Source organism: Enterobacter sp. UPMP701 (assembly GCF_053709515.1).
On sequence record NZ_JBSKJN010000018.1, the window covers coordinates 21,924 to 45,876 of the forward strand.

The 23,953-nt window shown below is 54.1% G+C and carries 23 protein-coding genes and 2 tRNA genes; 19 read left to right on the forward strand and 6 right to left on the reverse strand.

The features are described from left to right. Positions 1 to 97 precede the first annotated feature (97 nt). The 4 genes from ACWKXT_RS22360 (at position 98) to ACWKXT_RS22375 (ending at position 2,859) form a co-directional block, all read left to right on the forward strand. Positions 98 to 934, forward strand: coding sequence for a prepilin peptidase (locus ACWKXT_RS22360; RefSeq protein WP_454533406.1), 837 nt, complete (start codon positions 98 to 100; stop codon positions 932 to 934). Further along, positions 934 to 2,223, forward strand: coding sequence for a M23 family metallopeptidase (locus tag ACWKXT_RS22365; RefSeq protein WP_454533407.1), 1,290 nt, complete (start codon positions 934 to 936; stop codon positions 2,221 to 2,223). The genes ACWKXT_RS22360 and ACWKXT_RS22365 overlap by 1 nt, the downstream gene beginning before the upstream one ends. Before the next feature lie 207 nt (positions 2,224 to 2,430). After that, on the forward strand, positions 2,431 to 2,763 hold the full coding sequence (secG, locus tag ACWKXT_RS22370) for a preprotein translocase subunit SecG (protein WP_021242256.1): 333 nt from the start codon (positions 2,431 to 2,433) through the stop codon (positions 2,761 to 2,763). Between the two features lie 9 nt (positions 2,764 to 2,772). Then, positions 2,773 to 2,859, forward strand: a tRNA-Leu gene (locus ACWKXT_RS22375). Between the two features lie 152 nt (positions 2,860 to 3,011). Here the strand turns inward: ACWKXT_RS22375 and argG are convergent. Then, the gene (gene argG / locus ACWKXT_RS22380) at positions 3,012 to 4,358 is read right to left on the reverse strand and encodes an argininosuccinate synthase (RefSeq protein ID WP_454533408.1); all 1,347 of its coding nucleotides are present in this window, start codon (positions 4,356 to 4,358) and stop codon (positions 3,012 to 3,014) included. Positions 4,359 to 4,645: 287 nt separating this feature from the next. Between argG and ACWKXT_RS22385 the strand changes: the two genes are divergently transcribed. From ACWKXT_RS22385 to mtr, 12 genes are all read left to right on the forward strand, one after another. Next, positions 4,646 to 4,722 (forward strand) — tRNA-Met (locus ACWKXT_RS22385). A gap of 207 nt (positions 4,723 to 4,929) precedes the next feature. Then, the gene (gene rimP, locus ACWKXT_RS22390) at positions 4,930 to 5,382 is read left to right on the forward strand and encodes a ribosome maturation factor RimP (RefSeq protein ID WP_032639709.1); all 453 of its coding nucleotides are present in this window, start codon (positions 4,930 to 4,932) and stop codon (positions 5,380 to 5,382) included. Positions 5,383 to 5,410: 28 nt separating this feature from the next. After that, complete coding sequence (gene nusA, locus ACWKXT_RS22395) at positions 5,411 to 6,913, forward strand: transcription termination factor NusA (RefSeq protein WP_014885374.1); 1,503 nt, start codon at positions 5,411 to 5,413, stop codon at positions 6,911 to 6,913. 24 nt (positions 6,914 to 6,937) lie between these two features. Then, a complete protein-coding gene (gene infB, locus ACWKXT_RS22400; protein ID WP_080328310.1) occupies positions 6,938 to 9,625 on the forward strand; it encodes a translation initiation factor IF-2 in 2,688 nt (895 codons plus the stop codon). 102 nt (positions 9,626 to 9,727) lie between these two features. Further along, entirely contained in the window at positions 9,728 to 10,132 is a 405-nt protein-coding gene (gene rbfA, locus ACWKXT_RS22405; protein WP_454533409.1) for a 30S ribosome-binding factor RbfA, read from the forward strand. After that, positions 10,132 to 11,082 carry a tRNA pseudouridine(55) synthase TruB gene (gene truB, locus ACWKXT_RS22410; protein WP_454533410.1) on the forward strand — a complete coding sequence of 317 codons (951 nt, stop codon included), beginning with the start codon at positions 10,132 to 10,134 and terminating at the stop codon, positions 11,080 to 11,082. Before rbfA ends, truB begins: the two co-directional genes overlap by 1 nt. A gap of 154 nt (positions 11,083 to 11,236) precedes the next feature. Further along, complete coding sequence (gene rpsO, locus ACWKXT_RS22415) at positions 11,237 to 11,506, forward strand: 30S ribosomal protein S15 (RefSeq protein ID WP_003861789.1); 270 nt, start codon at positions 11,237 to 11,239, stop codon at positions 11,504 to 11,506. A gap of 242 nt (positions 11,507 to 11,748) precedes the next feature. Beyond that, a complete protein-coding gene (gene pnp / locus ACWKXT_RS22420) occupies positions 11,749 to 13,887 on the forward strand; it encodes a polyribonucleotide nucleotidyltransferase (RefSeq protein ID WP_454527640.1) in 2,139 nt (712 codons plus the stop codon). 108 nt (positions 13,888 to 13,995) lie between these two features. Further along, on the forward strand, positions 13,996 to 14,880 hold the full coding sequence (gene nlpI, locus ACWKXT_RS22425) for a lipoprotein NlpI (protein ID WP_061096959.1): 885 nt from the start codon (positions 13,996 to 13,998) through the stop codon (positions 14,878 to 14,880). 107 nt (positions 14,881 to 14,987) lie between these two features. Further along, positions 14,988 to 15,068 (forward strand): protein YrbN, encoded by an 81-nt coding sequence (gene yrbN / locus ACWKXT_RS22430; protein ID WP_100122156.1) that lies wholly within the window; start codon positions 14,988 to 14,990, stop codon positions 15,066 to 15,068. Then, positions 15,061 to 16,956 carry a DEAD/DEAH family ATP-dependent RNA helicase gene (locus tag ACWKXT_RS22435; RefSeq protein ID WP_454527639.1) on the forward strand — a complete coding sequence of 632 codons (1,896 nt, stop codon included), beginning with the start codon at positions 15,061 to 15,063 and terminating at the stop codon, positions 16,954 to 16,956. Before yrbN ends, ACWKXT_RS22435 begins: the two co-directional genes overlap by 8 nt. Before the next feature lie 142 nt (positions 16,957 to 17,098). Continuing rightward, positions 17,099 to 18,343, forward strand: coding sequence for a tryptophan permease (gene mtr, locus ACWKXT_RS22440; RefSeq protein WP_454533411.1), 1,245 nt, complete (start codon positions 17,099 to 17,101; stop codon positions 18,341 to 18,343). 95 nt (positions 18,344 to 18,438) lie between these two features. On the opposite strand, the gene ACWKXT_RS22445 is transcribed toward mtr, so the two are convergent. The 3 genes from ACWKXT_RS22445 to ubiU form a co-directional block, all read right to left on the reverse strand. Next, positions 18,439 to 19,446 (reverse strand): luciferase-like monooxygenase, encoded by a 1,008-nt coding sequence (locus tag ACWKXT_RS22445; RefSeq protein WP_454533412.1) that lies wholly within the window; start codon positions 19,444 to 19,446, stop codon positions 18,439 to 18,441. A gap of 78 nt (positions 19,447 to 19,524) precedes the next feature. Next, positions 19,525 to 20,403: a U32 family peptidase gene (locus ACWKXT_RS22450; RefSeq protein ID WP_454533413.1), complete on the reverse strand. Its 879-nt coding sequence runs from the start codon at positions 20,401 to 20,403 to the stop codon at positions 19,525 to 19,527. A 7-nt stretch (positions 20,404 to 20,410) separates the two neighbouring features. After that, the gene (gene ubiU / locus ACWKXT_RS22455) at positions 20,411 to 21,406 is read right to left on the reverse strand and encodes a ubiquinone anaerobic biosynthesis protein UbiU (protein WP_454527636.1); all 996 of its coding nucleotides are present in this window, start codon (positions 21,404 to 21,406) and stop codon (positions 20,411 to 20,413) included. A 211-nt stretch (positions 21,407 to 21,617) separates the two neighbouring features. Here ubiU and ubiT point away from each other — a divergent pair, with 211 nt between their 5' ends. Next, a complete protein-coding gene (gene ubiT, locus ACWKXT_RS22460; RefSeq protein ID WP_454533414.1) occupies positions 21,618 to 22,142 on the forward strand; it encodes a ubiquinone anaerobic biosynthesis accessory factor UbiT in 525 nt (174 codons plus the stop codon). Beyond that, complete coding sequence (locus ACWKXT_RS22465) at positions 22,136 to 22,639, forward strand: GNAT family N-acetyltransferase (RefSeq protein WP_454533415.1); 504 nt, start codon at positions 22,136 to 22,138, stop codon at positions 22,637 to 22,639. Before ubiT ends, ACWKXT_RS22465 begins: the two co-directional genes overlap by 7 nt. On the opposite strand, the gene ACWKXT_RS22470 is transcribed toward ACWKXT_RS22465, so the two are convergent. Continuing rightward, positions 22,626 to 22,955, reverse strand: a complete 330-nt coding sequence (locus ACWKXT_RS22470) for a GIY-YIG nuclease family protein (RefSeq protein ID WP_023309323.1) — start codon at positions 22,953 to 22,955, stop codon at positions 22,626 to 22,628. The genes ACWKXT_RS22465 and ACWKXT_RS22470 overlap by 14 nt on opposite strands. Positions 22,956 to 22,969: 14 nt before the next feature. Here ACWKXT_RS22470 and ACWKXT_RS22475 point away from each other — a divergent pair, with 14 nt between their 5' ends. Beyond that, positions 22,970 to 23,404 (forward strand): YhbP family protein, encoded by a 435-nt coding sequence (locus ACWKXT_RS22475; protein WP_454527633.1) that lies wholly within the window; start codon positions 22,970 to 22,972, stop codon positions 23,402 to 23,404. Here ACWKXT_RS22475 and ACWKXT_RS22480 read toward each other — a convergent pair. Further along, positions 23,384 to 23,902 carry a type 1 glutamine amidotransferase domain-containing protein gene (locus tag ACWKXT_RS22480; protein ID WP_063143565.1) on the reverse strand — a complete coding sequence of 173 codons (519 nt, stop codon included), beginning with the start codon at positions 23,900 to 23,902 and terminating at the stop codon, positions 23,384 to 23,386. The genes ACWKXT_RS22475 and ACWKXT_RS22480 overlap by 21 nt on opposite strands. Positions 23,903 to 23,953: the final 51 nt, after the last annotated feature.

Genomic DNA, 23,953 nt, shown 5'->3' on the forward strand with positions numbered 1-23,953 from the left:
ATCTCATTGGCGTACATCGTGGAAAATACATCTCTACGATGTATGTCCGGTTCTCGTCGTAAAAGATGCATTGGTTGTAATTAATAAGGATGTTTAAATGCGCCTGGAAGCGTTTTTTGCCCCTTACTACCCATGGCTGGCGTTAGTATTAGGGTTGTTGATTGGTAGTTTTCTTAACGTGGTAATTTACCGTCTGCCAATCATGCTTTTCCGGGAGACGGCTGACGACGAAACGTTGAAAACATTGCCGAATGTTAATCTTTGGTGGCCGCCATCGCACTGCCCTCTTTGTCAGACACCCATTAAGCCGTGGGATAATATTCCGGTTTTAAGCTGGGTGTTCTTGCGTGGTAAATGCCGCTGCTGTAAGAGCACAATTCCGTTTCAATATCCCTTGAGTGAAGCGTTAATAGGGGGCGGCTATTTCTTACTGGTTTTCTGCTATTACCCTCAGCATAGCCTGATCCAAATCGCGTTTATTGCATTATTTTTAAGTCTGCTTTACACCCTGGCAATGATCGATCTGAAGACCTTTCTTCTGCCAGATAGCCTCGTGTATTTGCTGCTCTGGGCAGGGTTAATCGCGTCTGTCAGAAACATTATTCCTGTATCTCCGCGTGACAGTGTTATCGGTGCTGCTTTTATTTGGTCTTTTAGCTGGGTAATGGCAAAAGGATTTACGTGGGTAACACGACGTGAAGGATTTGGTAATGGTGACGTTAAACTCTTCGCGGCCTGCGCCGCGTGGATTGGCAGCGACAATATCGGTCATTTAATGCTGGGGTCCGCGTCACTGGGGGCCGTGTTCTTTTTAATGCGCTGGATTATTAGCGCATGTTCACAAGACAAAGAGAACTCCGGACAATATATTCCGTTCGGCCCCGCAATTGCGATTACTGCTGTCATCATTATGCACATGGAGGTGCTGACGTAATGTCTTATTTACTGTTATCCGGTGTGCTGTTAACCCTGCCCCCCACTTCTACTATTGGGCCGGAGTGCTATTACTCAGCGTCTCAGCAGTTGTTGCATTCATTTAACGCGAAAACGTATTCTCGCGATTTTCGGGTGATTGAACCGACAATGCGGACGACTTGTGATGATGCTCCTGAGCGTATTCGCTATCTCTCCGTATCAGATACCGTCGCCTGGCTGGCACCGTATCTGCCGCCAGCACAGCATATATTTCATCGTCATCCTAAACCTGATGACTCTGAAATCTGCTTTTCGCAGGCCTATATTCGTTCTCTACTGGGGCGATGGAAACATGCAGCTGAGTTAAATTATTTTGGGATAATTCGTTGTGAAACAAGTGTTTCTCCCGAACCTGAAGAGACAGAAGACGAGCTGATTGTTGTGCCATTCGATCCTGCTTCGCTCATTGTAAAAGCCGATGAACCGGAATCGATGGAGGTAATGCCTGATGAAACTTCAGGTGATGACATTCTACCTGTGGACGGGGGAGCGGCCGTAAGTAGTGTGTTTTCGGTAATGAATGCTTCGATTCCAACCAGTAGTGCACCTGCACCTGTCTGGAAGCCGTTACTCAGCCAAAAGGCGAGGGGGCAACAGTTCGTCTTCCCGTTACGTTCTGAGCCAGTGGTTACTTCTCCGTTTGGTATGCGCTATCACCCTATCATGCATACTTTTATGCGTCATGAGGGCGTTGATCTCCGTGCGGCATTGAACAGTGAGGTTATGTCCATTGCAGACGGCATGGTAGTCGAAACGGGTTATGGACCTGTCACTGGTCTGTACATGACGATTCGCCATCCCGACGGCTGGAGTAGTCGATATTTGCATCTTAATAAGTTGCTGATGTTTAAAAATCAGTATGTACAAAAAGGGGATGTGATAGCGCTGTCGGGTAACACAGGCCGCACCGATGGTCCTCACCTGCATCTTGAGATCATTCATGATGATAAAATGCTTGATCCGATGACGCTGCTTTTTGAACCGGCAGGTGAAAAACGTGAGCGGGTGAAGGCGCAGGAAGCCGTTATACCTGAGCCAGCACCAGAACCTATCGATATGACGCCAACAATTGCGGTGATTGCGGGAGAAGGTGATTCTTTACAAATTGGCGTGCGAATCGGGCGAAAAATGGCCATGTATTCTCCTCGGGAGATCATAGAAACAGATGAAGGCGAGTGGCGAATCGTGAAAAAATTTGGAAAGTACAAGCTGCAAAAGATGGATCAAGCTATTTCCAAAGCAAAATAATGATACTTTTCGTTTTAGTTCGTTGTTTTATGGTTGTTTTAAAATCATTTTGATGATTTTTTCCTCACTTGATAAAATGGAACGAAAATGACCTTGCGAAGGTGATTCGCTTTGGTTAGTATTCACACCCGCTTCAGTGGGAAACAAAAATCCTGCTAATTGGTCGAAGCATTGGTATGCGGCAAATCCGCAAGGAACAGGTTGATTATGTACGAAGCTCTTTTAGTTGTTTTCCTTATTGTAGCGATCGCTCTCGTAGCGCTGATTATGCTGCAGCAAGGTAAAGGCGCTGATATGGGAGCCTCCTTCGGAGCAGGCGCTTCCGGTACGCTGTTTGGTTCAAGTGGTTCTGCGAACTTCATGACCCGCACTACGGCGATTCTGGCTACGCTGTTCTTCATCATCAGTCTGGTGCTTGGCAATATCAACAGCAACAAGACCAGCAAAGGAAGCGAGTGGGAAAATCTGAGTGCGCCAGCAAAAACTGAGCAGACTCAGCCAGCTGCACCGGCTAAGCCAACCAGCGATATCCCGCAGTAAGTATTCCGTACCGAGGTGGTGGAATTGGTAGACACGCTACCTTGAGGTGGTAGTGCCCTAACGGGCTTGTGGGTTCGAGTCCCATCCTCGGTACCAATATTCCAGAAGAAAGACGTCGAAAGACGTCTTTTTTTTCGTCTGTACAATGTGGTGGCGGGCTAAATGGCGGGTGGCGCTGCGCTTACCCACCCTACAAACACCAAACAAAAAAGGCGCCTGTTGGGCGCCTTTTGCATGTCTTATGTCGATTATTTCTTATCGCTGTGTTCCAGGTTCTCAACCTGAGGAAGACCGTTACCGGAATTCGCGGAGAGCAGGCCATTCTCAACATAGTTGAACAGCTTCTCGCGGGTATCGGTGATGTCCAGGTTACGCATGGTCAGCTGGCCAATACGATCGTCCGGTGAGAACACGGATTCACCTTTCTCCATGGTCAGACGCTCTGCTTTATAGGTCAGGTTGTCAGACACGGTGTTCAGGATGGAGTAGTCGTTACCACGACGCAGTTCCAGCGTCACTTCACCGGTGATCGCGCTCGCTACCCAACGCTGCAGGGCGTCACGCAGCATCAGCGCCTGCGGATCGAACCAGCGACCCTGATACAGCAGTTTGCCCAGCTGACGGCCATGAGAGTGATACTGCTCAATGGTGTCTTCGTTGTGAATACCGGTCAGCAGACGCTCGTAAGCGATGTGCAGCAGCGCCATCCCCGGAGCTTCATAGATGCCGCGGCTTTTCGCTTCGATAATACGGTTTTCAATCTGATCGCTCATGCCCAGACCGTGACGGCCGCCGATGCGGTTAGCTTCAAGCATCAGTTCAACGTCATCAGCGAAGGTCTTGCCGTTCAGGGCAACCGGATGACCACGCTCAAAACGCACGGTCACTTCTTCTGCCGGGATCTTCACATTCTCATCCCAGAACTTCACGCCCATGATCGGGTTGACGATCTTCACGCTGGAGTTCAGGAATTCCAGGTCCTTCGCTTCGTGTGTCGCGCCCAGCATGTTGGAGTCGGTAGAGTAGGCTTTCTCAACGGACATTTTGTAGTCAAAGCCGCAGGCGATCATAAACTCGGACATTTCATGGCGGCCACCCAGTTCGTCGATGAAGTCGGTATCCAGCCACGGCTTGTAGATCTGCAGCTCGGCGTTGGTCAACAGACCATAACGATAGAAACGTTCAATATCGTTGCCTTTATAGGTACTGCCATCGCCCCAGATATTCACGCCATCTTCTTTCATAGCGGCAACCAGCATGGTACCGGTGACGGCACGGCCCAGAGGGGTGGTGTTGAAATAGGTCAGGCCGCCGGTGGTGTTATGGAACGCACCGCACTGGATCGCAGCAATCCCTTCAGCGACCAGCTGCTTACGGCAATCAATCAGACGTGCGTTCTCTGCGCCATACTCCATGGCACGACGAGGGATCGCGTCATAATCGTCCTCATCCGGCTGACCCAGGTTCGCTGTATATGCATACGGAACCGCTCCCTTCTGGCGCATCCACAGCAGTGCAGCGCTGGTATCCAGGCCGCCCGAGAAAGCGATGCCAATACGTTGTCCTACCGGAAGATGCTTGAGAATCGTCGTCATAGAATAAAACCCTGCTTGATTGACTGATTAGAGACCGCTTTCGCTCTCTTGTGCATTTTTATGCAAAATAAGTGAGTATTCATTTAATCATCTTTTGTCGAAGACCGAAAGAGACACGTGCGTTTTTTGTAAAAAATTTGGTCTGTTCTGTCTGGCGGAAGCTGGGTTGACAGGTGGGGTCAACTATCAATATACTAAACGCCGATTTTACGTCCCGTCTTCGGTACCAAATCCCAGCATTATTTGCAAATTCTGTCCAAAACGCGTAGAATTTGCCACGTTTCAGGCGCGGGGTGGAGCAGCCTGGTAGCTCGTCGGGCTCATAACCCGAAGGTCGTCGGTTCAAATCCGGCCCCCGCAACCACTTTCCCATAAAGTTCTTTTTCAAATATACTGTGAAGACTTAGAGCCTTCGTAGCTGGATTTGAAAAAATTCTTTCGGAGAGTGCTCCAGGCCACAGTTGTGGCTATAGGGTTCAGTTATCTAAAGCCCCGATTTATCGGGGTTTTTTGTTATCTGACTACAGAATAACTGGGCTTTACGCCCTTTTTTTATGTCTTGGGGGTGGGCTTGTCCACATTAGAGCAAAAATTAACAGAGATGATTACTGCACCGGTCGAAGCACTGGGCTACGAACTGGTCGGCATCGAATTCGTTCGCGGCCGTACATCGACGCTGCGCATCTATATTGATAGTGAAGATGGCATCAATGTTGATGATTGTGCTGATGTCAGCCACCAGGTGAGTGCGGTTCTTGATGTTGAAGACCCGATTACCGTTGCGTACAACCTGGAAGTTTCCTCACCTGGCCTGGATCGCCCGATGTTCACGGCCGAGCACTATGTGCGCTTTACCGGTGAAGAAGTGGCTCTCGTTCTGCGTATGGCCGTACAGAACCGCCGTAAATGGCAGGGAATTATCAAAGCCGTTGATGGTGAAATGATCACGGTGACAGTCGACGGCAAAGATGAAGTGTTCGCGCTGAGTAATATCCAGAAGGCGAACCTGGTTCCCCACTTTTAACAGTCTGGATTGAGGTGAAAAGCCCGCGATGAACAAAGAAATTTTGGCTGTTGTTGAAGCCGTCTCCAACGAGAAATCACTGCCGCGTGAGAAGATTTTCGAAGCGCTGGAAAGTGCACTGGCTACAGCAACCAAGAAAAAATACGAACAAGAGATCGATGTTCGCGTAGAAATCGATCGTAAAAGCGGTGACTTCGATACATTCCGTCGTTGGGTAATCGTTGAAGAAGTGACCCAGCCGACCAAAGAGATCACGCTGGAAGCAGCACGTTTTGAAGACGAAAGTCTGAACGTGGGTGACTACGTTGAAGATCAGATTGAATCTGTGACCTTCGACCGTATCACGACTCAGACCGCTAAGCAGGTTATCGTGCAGAAAGTGCGCGAAGCCGAACGCGCGCTGGTTGTCGATCAGTTCCGCGATCAGGAAGGCGAAATCATCACTGGCGTGGTGAAGAAAGTGAACCGTGACAACATCTCTCTGGAAATTAAATCCGAAGGGATGCCGGGCAACGCTGAAGCCGTGATCCTGCGTGAAGACATGCTGCCGCGTGAAAACTTCCGTCCAGGCGACCGTATTCGTGGTGTTCTGTACGCCGTGCGCCCTGAAGCGCGTGGCGCGCAGCTGTTCGTGACCCGTTCTAAACCAGAAATGCTGGTTGAACTGTTCCGCATCGAAGTACCGGAAATCGGCGAAGAAGTTATTGAGATCAAAGCAGCAGCTCGCGATCCAGGCTCTCGTGCGAAAATTGCGGTGAAAACCAACGACAAGCGTATCGACCCGGTCGGTGCTTGCGTCGGTATGCGCGGTGCGCGCGTTCAGGCGGTTTCTACCGAACTGGGCGGCGAACGTATTGATATCGTTCTGTGGGACGACAACCCGGCGCAGTTCGTGATCAACGCAATGGCTCCGGCTGATGTCGCGTCTATCGTCGTTGACGAAGACAAACACACCATGGATATCGCTGTAGAAGCGGGCAACCTGGCGCAGGCGATTGGCCGTAACGGTCAGAACGTACGTCTGGCCTCGCAGCTGAGCGGCTGGGAACTCAACGTCATGACCGTTGATGACCTGCAGGCTAAGCATCAGGCTGAAGCCCATGCGGCGATCGATACCTTCACCAAATACCTCGACATTGACGAAGATTTCGCCACTGTTCTGGTAGAAGAAGGTTTCTCTACGCTGGAAGAACTGGCCTATGTGCCAATGAAAGAGCTGCTGGAAATTGACGGTCTGGATGAGCCAACCGTTGAAGCCCTGCGTGAACGCGCTAAAAACGCACTGACCACCCTGGCACTGGCTCAGGAAGAAAGCCTTGGCGATAAGAAGCCGGCTGATGACCTGCTGAATCTGGAAGGTCTTGATCGTGCGATTGCGTTCAAGCTGGCTGCCCGTGGTGTTTGTACGCTGGAAGATCTCGCTGAGCAAGGCGTTGATGACCTGGCCGATATCGAAGGTTTAACCGACGAGAAAGCCGGCGAACTCATCATGGCCGCACGTAATATTTGCTGGTTCGGCGACGAAGCGTAATAAACTGTAGCAGGAAGGAACAGCATGACTGATGTAACTGTAAAATCGCTGGCTGCTGAGATTCAGACCTCCGTGGACCGCCTGGTACAGCAATTTGCTGATGCAGGGATCCCGAAGTCCGCTGATGACTCGGTGACCGCGCAAGAAAAACAAACCTTGTTAACGCATCTGAACCGCGAACACGGTTCTACGCCTGACAAGTTAACGCTGCAGCGCAAAACGCGCAGCACGTTAAACATCCCTGGTACCGGTGGCAAAAGCAAATCGGTACAAATTGAAGTCCGCAAGACGCGCACCTTTGTAAAACGTGATCCGCAAGAGGCAGAGCGCCTTGCCGCGGAAGAGCAGGCACAGCGTGAAGCGGAAGAACAAGCTCAGCGTGAGGCGGAAGCTGCCGCCAAACGTGAAGCAGAATTAAAAGCTGAACGTGAGGCCGCAGAAAAAGCGAAACGCGACGCCAGTGATAAAGTGAAGCGTGACGCTGCGGAAAAAGACAAAGTGAGCAATCAACAGACAGACGAAATGACCAAAACCGCCCAAGCTGAAAAAGCCCGCCGTGAAAATGAAGCTGCCGAGCTGAAGCGTAAAGCGGAAGAAGAAGCCCGCCGTAAGCTGGAAGAAGAAGCTCGCCGCGTGGCTGAAGAAGCGCGCCGTATGGCTGAAGAAAACGAGAAGAATGGCGTGAACACCGCTGAACCGACTGAAGATACCAGCGACTATCACGTAACCACTTCTCAGCATGCGCGTCAGGCTGAAGATGATAACGACCGTGAAGTAGAAGGCGGCCGTGGCCGTGGTCGTAATGCAAAAGCGGCTCGCCCGGCGAAGAAAGGTAACAAACACGCTGAATCTAAAGCTGACCGCGAAGAAGCACGTGCAGCGGTTCGCGGTGGTAAAGGCGGCAAGCGTAAAGGTTCTTCTCTGCAGCAGGGCTTCCAGAAGCCAGCTCAGGCGGTTAACCGTGACGTTGTGATTGGCGAAACCATCACCGTTGGCGATCTGGCGAACAAGATGGCGGTTAAAGGCTCTCAGGTCATCAAAGCGATGATGAAGCTGGGCGCAATGGCAACCATCAACCAGGTTATCGACCAGGAAACCGCACAGCTGGTTGCCGAAGAGATGGGCCACAAAGTTATCCTGCGTCGTGAAAACGAGCTGGAAGAAGCAGTCATGAGCGACCGTGACACTGGTGCTGCGGCAGAACCGCGTGCGCCGGTTGTGACCATCATGGGTCACGTTGACCACGGTAAAACCTCTCTGCTTGACTACATTCGTTCTACTAAGGTTGCCTCCGGCGAAGCGGGTGGTATTACCCAGCACATCGGTGCTTACCACGTAGAAACCGAAAACGGCATGATCACCTTCCTGGATACCCCAGGCCACGCAGCGTTCACCTCAATGCGTGCTCGTGGTGCTCAGGCTACGGATATCGTTGTTCTGGTTGTTGCAGCAGACGATGGCGTCATGCCACAGACCATCGAAGCTATCCAGCACGCGAAAGCGGCGCAGGTGCCTCTGGTTGTTGCGGTCAACAAAATCGATAAGCCAGAAGCCGATCTGGATCGTGTGAAGAACGAACTGTCTCAGTACGGCGTGATGCCGGAAGAGTGGGGCGGCGAAGCGCAGTTCATCCCTGTATCTGCAAAAGCGGGTACCGGTATTGATGACCTGCTGAACGCTATCCTGCTGCAGGCTGAAGTTCTGGAGCTGAAAGCGATTCGCAATGGTATGGCGAGCGGTGCGGTTATCGAATCCTTCCTGGATAAAGGTCGTGGTCCGGTTGCAACGGTTCTGGTTCGCGAAGGTACCCTGAACAAGGGTGACATTGTTCTGTGCGGTTTCGAATACGGTCGCGTTCGTGCGATGCGTAACGAACTGGGTCAGGAAGTGCTGGAAGCCGGTCCGTCCATTCCAGTGGAAATCCTGGGTCTGTCCGGTGTTCCGGCTGCCGGTGACGAAGTGACCGTAGTGCGTGACGAGAAGAAAGCGCGTGAAGTTGCTCTGTATCGTCAGGGTAAATTCCGTGAAGTGAAACTGGCGCGTCAGCAGAAATCTAAACTCGAGAACATGTTTGCCAACATGACCGAGGGCGAAGTTCACGAAGTGAACGTTGTTCTGAAAGCGGACGTTCAGGGTTCTGTGGAAGCGATCTCCGACTCCTTGCTGAAACTGTCTACCGACGAAGTGAAAGTGAAGATCATCGGTTCTGGCGTAGGTGGTATCACCGAAACCGACGCAACCCTGGCTGCGGCATCCAACGCTATTCTGGTTGGCTTCAACGTGCGTGCTGATGCGTCTGCTCGCCGCGTAATCGAAGCGGAAAGCCTGGATCTGCGCTACTACTCCGTCATCTATAACCTGATTGACGAAGTGAAAGCGGCGATGAGCGGTATGCTGTCTCCTGAGCTGAAACAGCAGATCATCGGTCTGGCTGAAGTGCGTGACGTGTTCAAATCACCGAAATTCGGTGCGATCGCGGGCTGTATGGTTACCGAAGGTACCATCAAGCGTCACAACCCAATCCGCGTACTGCGTGACAACGTGGTTATCTACGAAGGCGAGCTGGAATCCCTGCGTCGCTTCAAAGATGACGTTAACGAAGTCCGTAACGGCATGGAATGTGGTATCGGCGTGAAGAACTACAACGACGTTCGCGTTGGCGATATGATCGAAGTGTTCGAAATCATCGAGATCCAACGCAGCATCGACTAATCCTGTCGGGTTAAGTCCATATGTAGGCCGGGATCGCCTCGCGCCACCCGGCAATAATTTTAAAAGGGGCTTTTAGCCCCTTTTTTGTCTGGAGAATTTATTATGGCGAAAGAATTTGGTCGCCCGCAGCGCGTGGCGCAGGAGATGCAGAAAGAGATTGCGCTCATCCTGCAACGCGAAATTAAAGACCCGCGTATCGGTATGATGACTACCGTGTCCGGCGTAGAAATGTCCCGCGATCTGGCCTATGCCAAAGTGTTCGTGACTTTCCTGAACGATCAGGACGAAGCGGCGGTGAAGAACGGCATTAAAGCACTGCAGGAAGCCTCTGGTTTCATCCGCTCTCTGCTCGGCAAAGCGATGCGCCTGCGCATCGTGCCAGAGCTGACCTTCTTCTACGATAACTCGCTGGTCGAAGGTATGCGCATGTCCAACCTGGTGACCAGCGTGGTGAAACATGACGACGAGCGTCGTGTTAACTCGACGGACGACAGCAAGGAGGACTGATGAGTCGTCCTCGTCGTCGCGGTCGCGACGTGCATGGCGTGCTGCTGCTGGATAAACCGCAGGGGGCATCCAGCAACGACGTGCTGCAAAAAGTGAAGCGTATTTTTAACGCTAACCGTGCGGGCCACACTGGCGCGCTGGATCCGCTGGCGACCGGCATGCTGCCGATTTGCCTGGGTGAAGCGACAAAGTTTTCCCAGTACCTGCTCGATTCCGATAAACGCTACCGCGTTATCGCTAAACTGGGCCAGCGCACGGATACCTCTGACGCGGACGGCCAGGTAGTAGAAGAGCGTCCGGTGACCTTCAGCGCGGAACAGCTTGATGCTGCGCTGGAAAGCTTCCGCGGAGACACGATGCAGGTGCCGTCGATGTATTCGGCGCTGAAATATCAGGGCAAGAAGCTCTATGAATATGCGCGCCAGGGAATTGACGTCCCTCGCGAAGCCCGTCCGATTACCGTGTATGAGCTGCTGTTTATTCGCCACGAAGGCGATGAGCTGGAGCTGGAAGTGCACTGTTCGAAAGGGACCTATATTCGTACCATCATTGATGACCTCGGTGAAAAGCTGGGCTGCGGCGCGCATGTTATTTACCTGCGTCGTCTGGCGGTCAGTAAATATCCGGTCGAGCGCATGGTGACGCTTGAGCAGCTGCGCGCGCTGGCTGAACAGGCACAAGCGCAGGGGATCGCGCCAGCAGATTTGCTGGATCCTTTGCTGATGCCAATGGATAGTCCGGCAGCGGACTTCCCGATCGTTAATCTTCCTTTAACATCGTCCGTTTACTTTAAGAACGGAAACCCGGTTCGTACGGCGGATGCGCCGCTGGATGGACTGGTACGCGTGACGGAAGGTGACGAAGGGAAATTCATCGGTATGGGCGAAATGGACGGTGAAGGGCGCGTTGCGCCGCGTCGTCTGGTCGTCGAATATCCGGTCGACGCATGACGGTGATTACGCCTCACCTTGCGATAAGCAGGGGAGACGAGTAGAATATCGCCGCTTAACGCCCGGTAAATTGTTTAACAATCTGCGGGGCGTACATGGGGTCGCTGAATTAGAGATCGGCACCCTTACATTCTTTATACTTTGGAGTTTGAAAATGTCTCTAAGCGTTGAAGCTAAAGCTAAAATCGTTTCTGAGTTTGGTCGTGGTACTAACGACAGCGGTTCTACCGAAGTTCAGGTTGCACTGCTGACTGCACAGATTAACCACCTGCAGGGTCACTTTGCAGAGCACAAAAAAGATCACCACAGCCGTCGTGGTCTGCTGCGCATGGTTTCTCAGCGTCGTAAACTGCTCGACTACCTGAAACGTAAAGATGTTGCACGCTACACCGCGCTGATCGAGCGTCTGGGTCTGCGTCGCTAAGTCTTGCGAGTTTCAGAAAAGGGGGCCTGATGGCCCCTTTTTTCAACCAGACGGCAGCAATTCAAGGGAAACTATTGTATTGTTGCTATAAATGATCTTCATTGCAGAGGTTCGCGCGGCTAATGAGAGGCTTCACCCATGGGGGTGTCGGTTGTCATTAGTCGCGAGGATGCGAAGAAGGTCGGGTTAAATCGACAGCACGCCGGTGGTGTGCTGTCATACATTTAAGAAAGGACAGAATTTTGCTGAATCCGATCGTTCGTAAATTCCAGTATGGTCAACATACCGTCACGCTGGAAACCGGCATGATGGCGCGTCAGGCTACTGCTGCCGTTATGGTAAGCATGGATGACACTGCTGTATTCGTTACCGTAGTTGGCCAGAAAAAAGCTAAACCAGGTCAGGACTTCTTCCCGCTGACCGTTAACTACCAGGAGCGTACCTACGCTGCCGGTAAAATCCCGGGTGGTTTCTTCCGTCGTGAAGGCCGTCCAAGCGAAGGCGAAACCCTGATTGCGCGTCTGATTGACCGCCCGGTTCGTCCGCTGTTCCCGGAAGGCTTCGTTAACGAAGTTCAGGTTATTGCGACCGTTGTTTCCGTTAACCCACAGGTTAACCCGGACATCGTTGCGATGATCGGTGCTTCCGCTGCCCTGTCACTGTCTGGTATTCCATTCAATGGTCCAATCGGTGCCGCGCGCGTCGGTTACATCAACGACCAGTATGTGCTGAACCCAACTCAGGAAGAGCTGAAAGAAAGTAAGCTGGACCTGGTTGTTGCCGGTACTGAAGCAGCGGTGCTGATGGTTGAATCCGAAGCTGAACTGCTGAGCGAAGACCAGATGCTGGGCGCTGTGGTGTTCGGTCATGAGCAGCAGCAGATTGTTATCCAGAACATCAACGACCTGGTGAAAGAAGCCGGTAAGCCACGTTGGGACTGGCAGCCAGAAGCGGCAAACGACGCGCTGAACGCACGCGTTGCAGCACTGGCAGAATCTCGTCTGAGCGATGCATACCGCATTACTGACAAACAGGAGCGTTATGCTCAGGTTGACGTGATCAAAGATGAAACCATCGCCACCCTGATCGCTGAAGACGAAACGCTGGACGCTAACGAGCTGAGCGAAATCCTGCACGCTATCGAGAAAAACGTTGTTCGTAGCCGCGTACTGGCAGGCGAGCCGCGCATCGATGGCCGTGAAAAAGACATGATCCGTGGTCTGGACGTGCGTACCGGCGTACTGCCACGTACTCACGGTTCCGCGCTGTTCACCCGTGGTGAAACGCAGGCGCTGGTTACCGCAACCCTGGGTACCGCACGTGACGCGCAGATCATCGACGAACTGATGGGCGAGCGTACTGACAACTTTCTGTTCCACTACAACTTCCCTCCGTACTCTGTGGGCGAAACCGGTATGGTTGGCTCACCGAAGCGTCGTGAAATTGGTCACGGTCGTCTGGCGAAGCGCGGCGTGCTGGCAGTGATGCCAGAAGCTGACAAATTCCCGTACACCGTTCGCGTGGTTTCTGAAATCACCGAATCCAACGGTTCTTCTTCCATGGCTTCCGTATGTGGTGCTTCTCTGGCGCTGATGGATGCAGGCGTGCCGATCAAAGCCGCTGTTGCGGGTATCGCAATGGGTCTGGTGAAAGAAGGCGACAACTTCGTTGTTCTGTCTGACATTCTGGGTGACGAAGACCACCTGGGCGATATGGACTTCAAAGTTGCGGGTTCCCGCGACGGTATCTCTGCCCTGCAGATGGATATCAAAATTGAAGGTATCACCAAAGAGATCATGCAGGTTGCGCTGAACCAGGCTAAAGGTGCGCGTCTGCACATCCTGGGCGTGATGGAACAGGCTATCAACGCGCCACGCGGTGATATCTCTGAATTCGCTCCGCGTATTCACACCATCAAGATCAATCCAGACAAGATCAAAGATGTTATCGGTAAGGGCGGTTCCGTAATCCGCGCGCTGACCGAAGAAACTGGCACCACCATCGAAATCGAAGATGACGGTACTGTGAAGATCGCAGCAACCGACGGCGAGAAAGCGAAATTCGCTATCCGTCGCATCGAAGAAATCACTGCTGAAATCGAAGTGGGCCGCGTCTATGCGGGTAAAGTGACCCGTATCGTTGACTTTGGTGCGTTCGTTGCCATCGGTGGCGGTAAAGAAGGTCTGGTTCACATCTCTCAGATCGCTGACAAGCGCGTTGAGAAAGTGACCGATTACCTGCAGATGGGTCAGGAAGTGCCGGTTAAAGTTCTGGAAGTTGATCGCCAGGGCCGTATCCGTCTGAGCATTAAAGAAGCAACCGAGCAGTCTCAACCTGCTGCGGCACCGGAAGCTCCGGCTGCTGAACAGCAAGGCGAGTAAGTTGCCATTTGCCCTCCGCTTTGCGGAGGGCCTGTTATCAGGCAGGACGCCTTGTTAAGCCGCCGGGGGACAGGACGTTCATCCAATAGTTGTCTTCGGGAGTGGGAAATGAAGCCTTTTTTGCGCTGGTGTTTCGTTGCGACAGCTTTAACGCTGGCAGGATGCAGCAACTCTGCCTGGCGTAAGAGCGAAGTCCTCGCAGTGCCATTGCAACCGACTTTGCAACAGGAAGTGATTCTGGCACGCATGGAACAAATACTTGCCAGTCGGGCTTTAACCGATGACGAACGCGCACAGCTTTTATATGAGCGCGGAGTGTTGTATGATAGTCTCGGTCTGAGGGCATTAGCGCGAAATGATTTTTCACAAGCGCTGGCTATCCGACCTGATATGCCTGAAGTATTCAATTACTTAGGCATTTATTTAACGCAGGCAGGCAATTTTGATGCTGCCTATGAAGCGTTTGATTCTGTACTTGAGCTTGATCCAACTTACAACTACGCGCACTTGAATCGCGGTATCGCATTGTATTACGGCGGTCGTGATAAGTTAGCGCAAGATGATCTGCTGGCGTTTTATCAAGACGATCCTAATGATCCTTTCCGTAGCCTGTGGCTTTACATCGTTGAGCGGAAGCTCGATGAGAAGCAGGCAAAAGAAGCCCTGAAACAGCGCTTCGATAAATCGGACAAGGAACAGTGGGGATGGAACATTGTCGAGTTCTACCTGGGCAACATTAGCGAAGCAACGCTGATGGAACGCCTCAAGGCGGACGCAACGGATAACACCTCGCTCGCTGAGCATCTCAGTGAAACCAACTTCTATTTAGGTAAGTACTACCTAAGTCTGGGGGATATGGACAGCGCTACGGCACTGTTCAAATTAGCGGTTGCTAACAACGTACACAATTTCGTTGAGCACCGTTATGCATTGTTGGAATTATCGCTCTTGGGCCAGGAGCAAGACGACCTGGCAGAATCGGACCAGCAATAGCTGACGACATAAACATCAGCCCGTAATCTTTTGATTGCCATCACCTTAACTGGTGAGGGCGTTGTTGTTCGTCAATACACCTACTTTGAGCCGGTTCACACTTTTCAATGAAAATTGCTAATCATTTTCACGATGAGCTAAGTAGACTGGCCGCCATTGACATTGAGGCACTCGTACTACATGGCTGAATTCGAAACCACTTTTGCAGATCTGGGCCTGAAGGCTCCTATCCTTGAAGCCCTTAACGATCTGGGTTACGAAAAACCATCTCCGATCCAGGCTGAGTGTATCCCACACCTGCTTTCTGGTCGTGACGTGCTGGGCATGGCCCAGACTGGTAGCGGTAAAACTGCAGCATTCTCGCTGCCGCTGCTGAACAACATCGATCCGGACCTGCGTGCACCGCAGATCCTCGTCCTGGCTCCAACCCGTGAACTGGCTGTTCAGGTTGCTGAAGCCATGACGGAATTCTCTAAACATATGCGCGGCGTAAACGTGGTAGCCCTGTACGGCGGCCAGCGTTATGACGTGCAGTTACGCGCCCTGCGCCAGGGCCCACAGATTGTCGTCGGTACGCCGGGCCGTCTGCTGGATCACCTGAAGCGCGGTACTCTGGACCTCTCTAAACTGAGCGGCCTGGTACTGGATGAAGCAGATGAAATGCTGCGCATGGGCTTCATCGAAGACGTAGAAACCATCATGGCGCAGATCCCGGAAGGTCACCAGACCGCTCTGTTCTCTGCAACCATGCCAGAAGCGATCCGTCGCATTACCCGCCGCTTTATGAAAGAGCCGCAGGAAGTGCGTATTCAGTCCAGCGTGACCACTCGGCCGGACATCAGCCAGAGCTACTGGTCTGTGTACGGCATGCGCAAAAACGAAGCGCTGGTACGTTTCCTGGAAGCGGAAGATTTTGATGCGGCGATTATCTTCGTGCGTACCAAAAACGCGACCCTGGAAGTGGCTGAAGCCCTGGAGCGTAGCGGCTACAACAGCGCAGCGCTGAACGGCGACATGAACCAGGCCCTGCGTGAGCAGACTCTGGAGCGTCTGAAAGACGGTCGTCTGGATATCCTGATTGCAACCGACGTGGCAGCACGTGGTCTGGACGTTGAGCGTATCAGCCTGGTTGTAAACTACGACATCCCAATGGACTCCGAGTCTTACGTTCACCGTATCGGCCGTACCGGTCGTGCGGGTCGTGCTGGTCGTGCGCTGCTGTTCGTTGAGAACCGCGAGCGTCGTCTGCTGCGTAACATCGAACGCACCATGAAGCTGACCATTCCAGAAGCGGACCTGCCAAACGCAGACCTGCTGGGTAAACGCCGTCTGGAAAAATTCGCCGCAAAAGTACAGCAGCAGCTGGAAAGCAGCGATCTGGATCAGTACCGTGCACTGCTGTCGCAGATCCAGCCTGTCGCTGAAGGCGAAGAGCTGGACATGGAAACCCTGGCTGCAGCTCTGCTGAAAATGGCTCAGGGCGAACGTAGCCTGATCGTGCCGCCGGATGCACCGATGCGTCCTAAGCGTGAGTTCCGTGACCGTGACGATCGTTTCGAACGTCGTGGCGACCGTAACGATCGTGGCCCACGTGGCGATCGTCCAGAGCGTGGTGGTGAAGACCGTCCACGTCGTGAACGTCGTGACGCGGGCGATATGGAACTGTATCGCATTGAAGTGGGCCGTGATGATGGTGTTGAAGTTCGTCACATCGTTGGCGCGATCGCTAACGAAGGCGACATCAGCAGCCGTTACATCGGTAACATCAAGCTGTTCGCATCCCACTCCACCATCGAGCTGCCAAAAGGCATGCCGGGAGAAGTACTGCAGCACTTTACTCGCACCCGCATCCTGAACAAGCCGATGAACATGCAGCTGCTGGGCGATGCACAGCCACGTCCTGACCGTGGCGGTGAACGTCGTGGCGGCGGTCGCGGTTTCGGTGGCGAACGTCGTGAAGGCGCGCGTCCTGAAGGTCGCGGTGGTGAAGGTCGTCGTTTCTCCGGCGAGCGTCGCGAAAACCGTGGCCCACGTCGTGAAGAAGGCACCAGCCGCCGTCGTTTCGGTGACGCATAAGCCTTTCGCTTCTGACGTAAAGTAAAATATACAGCCCCGATACTCGCTATCGGGGCTTTTTTTATTCCCTTTGTACTCTTGTACTGGTACAGTGCGTCACATTAAAATGCAGAACCGCATGATTGACTGGAGAAAAGGCTGTATGGCGACACTAACCACCACCCAAACGTCACCTTCGCTGCTTGGCGGCGTGGTGATCATCGGCGGAACCATTATTGGTGCCGGGATGTTTTCCCTGCCAGTGGTCATGTCCGGTGCGTGGTTCTTCTGGTCGCTGGCCGCGCTGGTGTTCACATGGTTCTGTATGCTCCATTCCGGTCTGATGATCCTTGAAGCAAACCTGAACTACCGCATTGGCTCCAGCTTCGACACCATCACCAAAGATCTGCTGGGCAAAGGCTGGAACCTGGTGAACGGGCTTTCCATTGCGTTTGTGCTCTACATTCTGACCTACGCATATATCTCGGCGAGCGGCTCGATTCTGCATCACACGTTCTCGGAGATGTCACTTAACGTTCCGGCGCGTCTGGCGGGGCTCTGTTTTGCACTGGGCGTGGCGTTTATCGTCTGGATGAGTACCAGGGCGGTGAGCCGGATGACGGCTATCGTATTGGGCGCGAAGGTCATTACTTTCTTCCTGACCTTTGGTAGCCTGCTGGGGCACGTGACCCCCGCCACGCTGTTTAACGTCGCCGAAACGAATACCTCTTATACTCCGTACCTGCTGATGACCCTGCCGTTCTGCCTGGCGTCATTCGGCTACCACGGCAACGTGCCGAGCCTGATGAAGTATTACGGCAAAGATCCTCGCACCATCGTGAAGTGCCTGGTTTACGGCACGCTGCTGGCGCTGGGGCTGTACGTCATCTGGTTGCTGGGGACGATGGGCAACATCCCGCGCCCGGAGTTTATCGGCATTGCACAGAAGGGCGGTAACATTGACGTGCTGGTGCAGGCCCTGAGCGGCGTGCTGAACAGCCGCAGCCTGGATCTGCTGCTGGTGGTCTTCTCCAACTTTGCGGTGGCGAGTTCATTCCTCGGCGTAACGCTTGGCCTGTTTGACTACCTGGCGGATCTGTTCGGCTTTGATGATTCTGCAATGGGGCGCTTCAAGACCGCGCTGCTGACCTTCCTGCCGCCGGTTGTGGGCGGTCTGCTGTGGCCTAACGGCTTCCTGTACGCCATCGGCTATGCAGGGCTGGCGGCCACCATCTGGGCGGCGATTGTGCCGGCGCTGCTGGCACGCAAATCACGTAAGCGCTTCGGCAGCCCGAAATTCCGCGTCTGGGGCGGAAAACCGATGATTGCACTGATCCTGGTGTTTGGGGTAGGTAACGCGCTGGTGCACGTGCTGTCGAGTTTTAACCTGCTGCCTGTTTATCATTAAACCGTGCGGCCTGATCCCCTCACCCCGCCCCTCTCCCATAGGGAGAGGGAGAAAACCGTAGGCCGGATAAGGCGAAGCCGCCATCCGGCAAAAAACTACCCCACCAACTCCTCTTTCACCTGCATCGCCAAATCAAACGAATGCAGACGCGCCTGGTGATCGAAAATCTGGCCGTTGACCATAATTTCATCCGCCTGCGTTTCACGCAGCACCGCTTCCAGCCCGTGACGCACTTTCGCCTTATCACCCACCAGTGACATGCTCAGCGCCTGCTGCACGCCATATTGTTCGGAGGCGGACCACAGCTGATGCATATTCTCTACCGGCGGCGGTAGCTGGCCCGTCTCGCCGCGACGCAGCTTCACAAATGCCTGCTGCATGGAGGTGAAGAGGTATTCCGCGTCGCGGTTGCTGTCGGCGGCAATGATGTTAATACACACCATCGCATACGGCTTCTCCAGACGTCCGGACGGTTTGAAGTTCGTGCGGTAAAGATGCAGCGCCTGATGCAGCATATCCGGTGCGAAGTGCGAGGCAAACGCAAACGGCAGCCCCAGCTGCGCGGCAAGCTGCGCGCTGTAGAGGCTTGAGCCTAACAGCCATACCGGGATCTTCTCGCCGTAGCCCGGCACCGGGCGCACGTGCGGGTTCGGATCGCGCGCGTCGAACCAGTCCACCAGCTCGGCCACGTCGCGCGGGAAGTTGTCGATATCACCGCTCATATGGCGGCGCAGGGCGCGCATGGTCGGCTGATCGCTCCCCGGCGCGCGGCCAAGCCCGAGATCAATACGGCCCGGGTAAAGGGTATTCAGGGTACCAAACTGCTCGGCAATCACCAGCGGGGCGTGGTTCGGCAGCATCACGCCGCCGGAGCCCAGGTGCAGGGTCGTCGTATTTGCTGCCAGATAGCCAATCAGTACTGAGGTGGCGGCGCTGGCGATGCCCACCATATTGTGGTGCTCCGCCAGCCAGTAGCGGTGATAGCCACGCTTTTCGGCCAGCTGAGCCAGATCCAGAGAGTGCGAAAAGGCTTTTCGTGCGGAGGAGCCTTGTGGGATCGGCGCCAGATCCAGCACCGAAAACGGAATGGTTTTGTCAGTCATAACAGCTCACTTTGTCGACGGTGAATCTTTAATACTGCATTAAAAAATGATAACCGTTGTTAACAAAGTGAGCTTTTTTTACGCCTGCAATTCCAGCCCGGCCAGACGTTTCCAGTAGCCGTTGCAGTCGCTATTTGCCGTCAGCGGCAGCGGAGCGGCACCGTTTTCGTTGGCGCGGAAGGCGTCAAGCATCGCGAACACGCCGGTATCCAGCGGCGACAGCCGAACCATATCCACCATACCGTCCATCGACGCCAGCTCGTTGCCGAGGTTATAGACATAGCCGCTCATGGTCTGAATGCCGTTCAGGACAAATACCTGCTGATTTTCCTGAGACAGCATGCTGCGCCCGTTCGGGTACTTGATGCAGCAGGTTTCGCATTCGTCTTTCGGGCGGTCTTCCGAGCGCGCGGTAAAGCAGCGAGCGGAGTAGGCCAGCGGCAGATGGCCGTAGCTCAACACTTCCACTTCAAACTGATGGCGAATGCCCAGCTCGTCGCACTGGTTCAGCAGGTTAGCCAGCCAGTCGCGGGAGAGTTCCACCGGCATGCACCAGCGCGTCATTCCCTGTTTGAGCAGCAGGCGCAGGGTGACGGCGTTATAGCAGTTCAGGGCATGGCCCGCGACAAACGGCAGCTTACGCTCGGCGCACATGTTCACCACGCCCAGATCGCTCGCTTCCAGCAGGAACTCACCGTTTTCGACGTAGCGCTTCAGCTCTCCCAGTTCGGATGAGGCCTGCACCAGCGCCAGCGTGGAGAGCACCACCTGCTTGCCGCTGCCGGCCAGGCTTTTCGCCATATCCAGCCAGTCGCCCACTTTGGTGGCGCGGCGTTTGCTGCATACCGCTTCACCGAGGTAAATCACATCGGCGCTGCTGGTGGCGGCCTGCTGGTAAAAATCTTCCAGCGTCTCTTTTGGCCAGTAGTAAAGCACCGGCCCTAATGAATATTTCATGGTTATCTCACTGCCATTTACGGTGATACGCGCCCAGTGTGGTTTGCGTGCCTTCGGACATCGCTCCGAGCGTCTCCATCCACGCCGCTTGCGGGGCATAGTTCTGCGGGTCTGCCATACAGCGGTCGATGGCCTGACGCCAGACCTTCGCCACCTGACTCACGTAGGCCGGGCTGCGCTGACGACCTTCGATTTTCACCGAGGCAATATTGGCGGCCAGCAGTTCGGGCAGCAATTCCAGCGTGTTAAGGCTGGTGGGCTCTTCCAGCGCGTGGTAGCGCTCGCCGTCGACCAGGTAACGGCCTTTGCACAGCGTCGGGTAGCCCGCGTTCTCACCGTCCTGGTAGCGGTCAATCAGCACCTCATTCAGGCGAGACTCTAGCCCCTGCGGGGTCTGCTGCCAGCGGACAAAGCGGGCAGGGGAGCAGGCCCCGACGGTATTCGGTGATTCACCGGTTAAATAAGAGGAAAGATAGCATCGCCCTTCGGCCATGATGCACAGGCTGCCAAAGGCAAAAACTTCCAGCGGCACTGGCGTGACGCGTGCGAGTTGCTTAACCTGATGAATAGAGAGCACGCGCGGCAGCACCACGCGAGCGACATCGAAGTGTTGATGGTAAAAACGTACCGCTTCTTCGTTCGTTGCGGATGCCTGAACAGAGACGTGGCGCTCAATATGCGGATAGCGTTCTGCGGCATACTCAAGCATGGCGAGGTCGGCCAGGATCAGCGCATCGGCACCCAGCTGTGCCGCCATGTCCACCGCGCGCTGCCAGCGGGCGTAGCCATCAGGATGGGCAAACGTGTTGATGGCAATATGCAGTTTGCGGCGATGCTGGTGAACGAAGTTAACGGCTTCCTGAAGCTTTTTCTCCGTAAAGTTAAGGCCAGCAAAATGGCGGGCGTTGGTGTCATCCTTCAGCCCGATATAGACCGCATCGGCCCCATTTTCGATGGCCGCCTTAAGCGCCGGAAGGTTTCCGGCTGGGCAGAGCAGCTCCATAATTTATCCTGATGTAGTCGATCGCAAAAATGTTAACGAGCTGGGATTTTAATTAACCCATACGCGACAATTTTTGATTTAAGGCAGCTAATGGCGTATTGATGGCACCAATAATGAGGTACATCGGACGACGGTTTGTTGATTTACGCCGCTATGTTCTGGAGTGGATGTGGCAAAATAGCGGGATTACAGATATCAGGGAGTAAAGCTCGTGCTGGATAAACTGCGTTCACGTCTCGTACAATTTGGTCCATCAATGCTGAGCGTGCCGGTCAGGCTGGCACCGTTCGTGCTTAAGCGCCAGGTGCTGGAGCAGGTCCTGAGCTGGCAGTTCAGTCAGGCGCTGCAGGACGGCGAACTGGAGTTTCTGGAAGGCCGCTGGCTGAGTATTGAGGTGCGTGATATCGGGCTGCGCTGGTTTACCTCCGTAGAGAATGACCAACTCATCGTGCGCGAGTCCGCCGAGGCGGACGTGAGCTTTAGCGCTAACGCCAGCGACCTGCTGATGATTGCCGCGCGTAAGCAGGACCCGGACACACTCTTCTTCCAGCGTCGTCTGGTGATTGAAGGCGACACGGAGCTTGGCCTGTACGTGAAGAATTTAATGGATGCCATTGAGCTGGAGCAGATGCCGAAAGCGCTGCGCGTGATGCTGATGCAAATGGCCGATTTTGTTGAGGCCGGGCTGAAAACCCCGCCGGACAGTAAACACACTTCAGTAGGTGAGCCATGCTGATTCGAGTCGAAATTGGGATTGATGCACCGGGTATCGATGCGTTATTACGCCGTTCTTTTGAGAGCGACGCGGAAGCCCAACTGGTCCACGATCTCCGCGAAGACGGCCTGATCACGCTGGGGCTGGTTGCTACCGATGATGAAGGTCAGGTTGTCGGCTATGTGGCCTTCAGCCCGGTCATCGTTCAGGGCGAAGACATTCAGTGGGTGGGTATGGCACCGCTGGCGGTTGATAAAAACTATCGCGGGCAAGGCCTGGCGCGCCAGCTGGTGTATGAAGGGCTGGACTCGCTGAATGAGTTTGGCTACGCCGCCGTGGTCACGCTGGGCGATCCGGCGTTCTATGGCCGGTTAGGCTTTGAGCAGGCGGCGCATTACGATCTGTGCTGCCGCTGGCCGGGCACCGAGTCCGCTTTCCAGGTGCACCGCCTGGCGGATGATGCCCTTAATGGCGTAAATGGTCTGGTGGACTACCACGACCATTTTAATCGCTTTTAATCAGGCTCTCGCGTAGCGCCTCAAAGGAGCCGTCTCCGGTCACGAGACGCTCCTTCTGGCGTTTCGTTAGCTGCTTAATACGGTATTCCAGCCTGAGCGCCAGCGATCTGTCGCCCACTGCGGCTGAAAATGCCAGCTGCAGTTCCCCTTTCCCCCGCAGCGCCTTTGCCCCTTTCCCCGTTTGATGTTGTAAAAAACGCCGCGCCACATCGGTGGTGATCCCGGTGTAGAGAGCGTTATCAGCGGTTCGGACAAGATAGAGAAACCAGCACACGGTAAACGGATTCAGTATGTTAAGGTGAACGCACCATAGCATGAGAGAGAACGAAAATGGAAACACTGGCCGCCATTAACCGCTGGCTGGCGAAGCAGCACGTCGTGACCTGGTGCGTGTATAGTGAGGGCGAAATGTGGTGCGCCAACGCCTTTTACTACTACGATCCCGAGCGCGTGGCATTTTACGTCATGAGCGAAGACAAAACGCGGCATGCGCAGATGACCGGCCTGCAGGCAAAGGTGGCGGGTACGGTGAATGGGCAGCCGAAAACGGTCGCGCTGATCCGTGGGGTGCAGTTCAAAGGCGAGATCCGGCGTCTGGATGGCGAAGAGAGCGACGCGCGTCGTAAGCGTTACACGCGCCGCTTCCCGGTTGCCGCTGCGCTAAAAGCCCCGGTGTGGGAAATCCGCCTCGATGAGCTGAAATTTACCGACAACACCCTGGGCTTTGGCAAGAAGCTGCACTGGTTACGCACCGAGCAGGCGTAGCGCTTCGCGGTTAAACGCCGGGAGATCGTCCGGGGTCCGGCTGGTGATCAGCTGGTCCTTATCGTTAACCACTTCCTGATCGTAGAACTCAGCCCCTGCGTTTTTCAGATCGATCACGATCGGTTTCACCGCCGTGAGCTTACGCCCGCGTACCACCTCCGCGCTGATGAGCAACTGCGGGCCGTGGCAAATGGCGAACACCGGTTTGCCCGTAGAAACAAAATCTCGCGTAAAGGTCACGAAGCGCTCGTCTCCGCGCAGGGAATCCGGTGAATGGCCGCCCGGCAACAGCAGAGCATCGAAATCGGACGGGCTGACGTTATCAATAGACTCATCAATCGTCACGCTGGCTTCGCCCTTATGGCCTTTCACCGTTTTACCCGCTTCTTTTTCAATGGTAATAACCTCATGTCCCGCTTTGCGGAACGCCTCTGCGGGAGAGGTGAATTCTGAATCTTCAAACTCGTCGGTAATCAGGACTGCGATTTTTTTACCCATGCTTCCTCCGTTGTTTTGGCTTCAGACTGATTTTTCTCCGCTTGTGGTAAA

Bases quoted from the DNA above. Each gene is read 5' to 3' on its own strand.
- infB (WP_080328310.1), top strand. From the start codon at position 6,938: ATGACTGATGTAACTGTAAAATCGCTGGCTGCTGAGATTCAGACCTCC.
- ACWKXT_RS22465 (WP_454533415.1), top strand. From the start codon at position 22,136: ATGCTGATTCGAGTCGAAATTGGGATTGATGCACCGGGTATCGATGCG.
- rpsO (WP_003861789.1), top strand. From the start codon at position 11,237: ATGTCTCTAAGCGTTGAAGCTAAAGCTAAAATCGTTTCTGAGTTTGGT.
- ACWKXT_RS22450 (WP_454533413.1), bottom strand. From the start codon at position 20,403: ATGAAATATTCATTAGGGCCGGTGCTTTACTACTGGCCAAAAGAGACG.
- ACWKXT_RS22480 (WP_063143565.1), bottom strand. From the start codon at position 23,902: ATGGGTAAAAAAATCGCAGTCCTGATTACCGACGAGTTTGAAGATTCA.
- argG (WP_454533408.1), bottom strand. From the start codon at position 4,358: ATGACGACGATTCTCAAGCATCTTCCGGTAGGACAACGTATTGGCATC.
- nusA (WP_014885374.1), top strand. From the start codon at position 5,411: ATGAACAAAGAAATTTTGGCTGTTGTTGAAGCCGTCTCCAACGAGAAA.
- ACWKXT_RS22470 (WP_023309323.1), bottom strand. From the start codon at position 22,955: ATGCTATGGTGCGTTCACCTTAACATACTGAATCCGTTTACCGTGTGC.
- yrbN (WP_100122156.1), top strand. From the start codon at position 14,988: ATGAAAATTGCTAATCATTTTCACGATGAGCTAAGTAGACTGGCCGCC.
- truB (WP_454533410.1), top strand. From the start codon at position 10,132: ATGAGTCGTCCTCGTCGTCGCGGTCGCGACGTGCATGGCGTGCTGCTG.
- ACWKXT_RS22435 (WP_454527639.1), top strand. From the start codon at position 15,061: ATGGCTGAATTCGAAACCACTTTTGCAGATCTGGGCCTGAAGGCTCCT.
- ubiU (WP_454527636.1), bottom strand. From the start codon at position 21,406: ATGGAGCTGCTCTGCCCAGCCGGAAACCTTCCGGCGCTTAAGGCGGCC.
- mtr (WP_454533411.1), top strand. From the start codon at position 17,099: ATGGCGACACTAACCACCACCCAAACGTCACCTTCGCTGCTTGGCGGC.
- secG (WP_021242256.1), top strand. From the start codon at position 2,431: ATGTACGAAGCTCTTTTAGTTGTTTTCCTTATTGTAGCGATCGCTCTC.
- nlpI (WP_061096959.1), top strand. From the start codon at position 13,996: ATGAAGCCTTTTTTGCGCTGGTGTTTCGTTGCGACAGCTTTAACGCTG.
- ACWKXT_RS22365 (WP_454533407.1), top strand. From the start codon at position 934: ATGTCTTATTTACTGTTATCCGGTGTGCTGTTAACCCTGCCCCCCACT.
- ACWKXT_RS22445 (WP_454533412.1), bottom strand. From the start codon at position 19,446: ATGACTGACAAAACCATTCCGTTTTCGGTGCTGGATCTGGCGCCGATC.
- ACWKXT_RS22360 (WP_454533406.1), top strand. From the start codon at position 98: ATGCGCCTGGAAGCGTTTTTTGCCCCTTACTACCCATGGCTGGCGTTA.
- rbfA (WP_454533409.1), top strand. From the start codon at position 9,728: ATGGCGAAAGAATTTGGTCGCCCGCAGCGCGTGGCGCAGGAGATGCAG.
- ACWKXT_RS22475 (WP_454527633.1), top strand. From the start codon at position 22,970: ATGGAAACACTGGCCGCCATTAACCGCTGGCTGGCGAAGCAGCACGTC.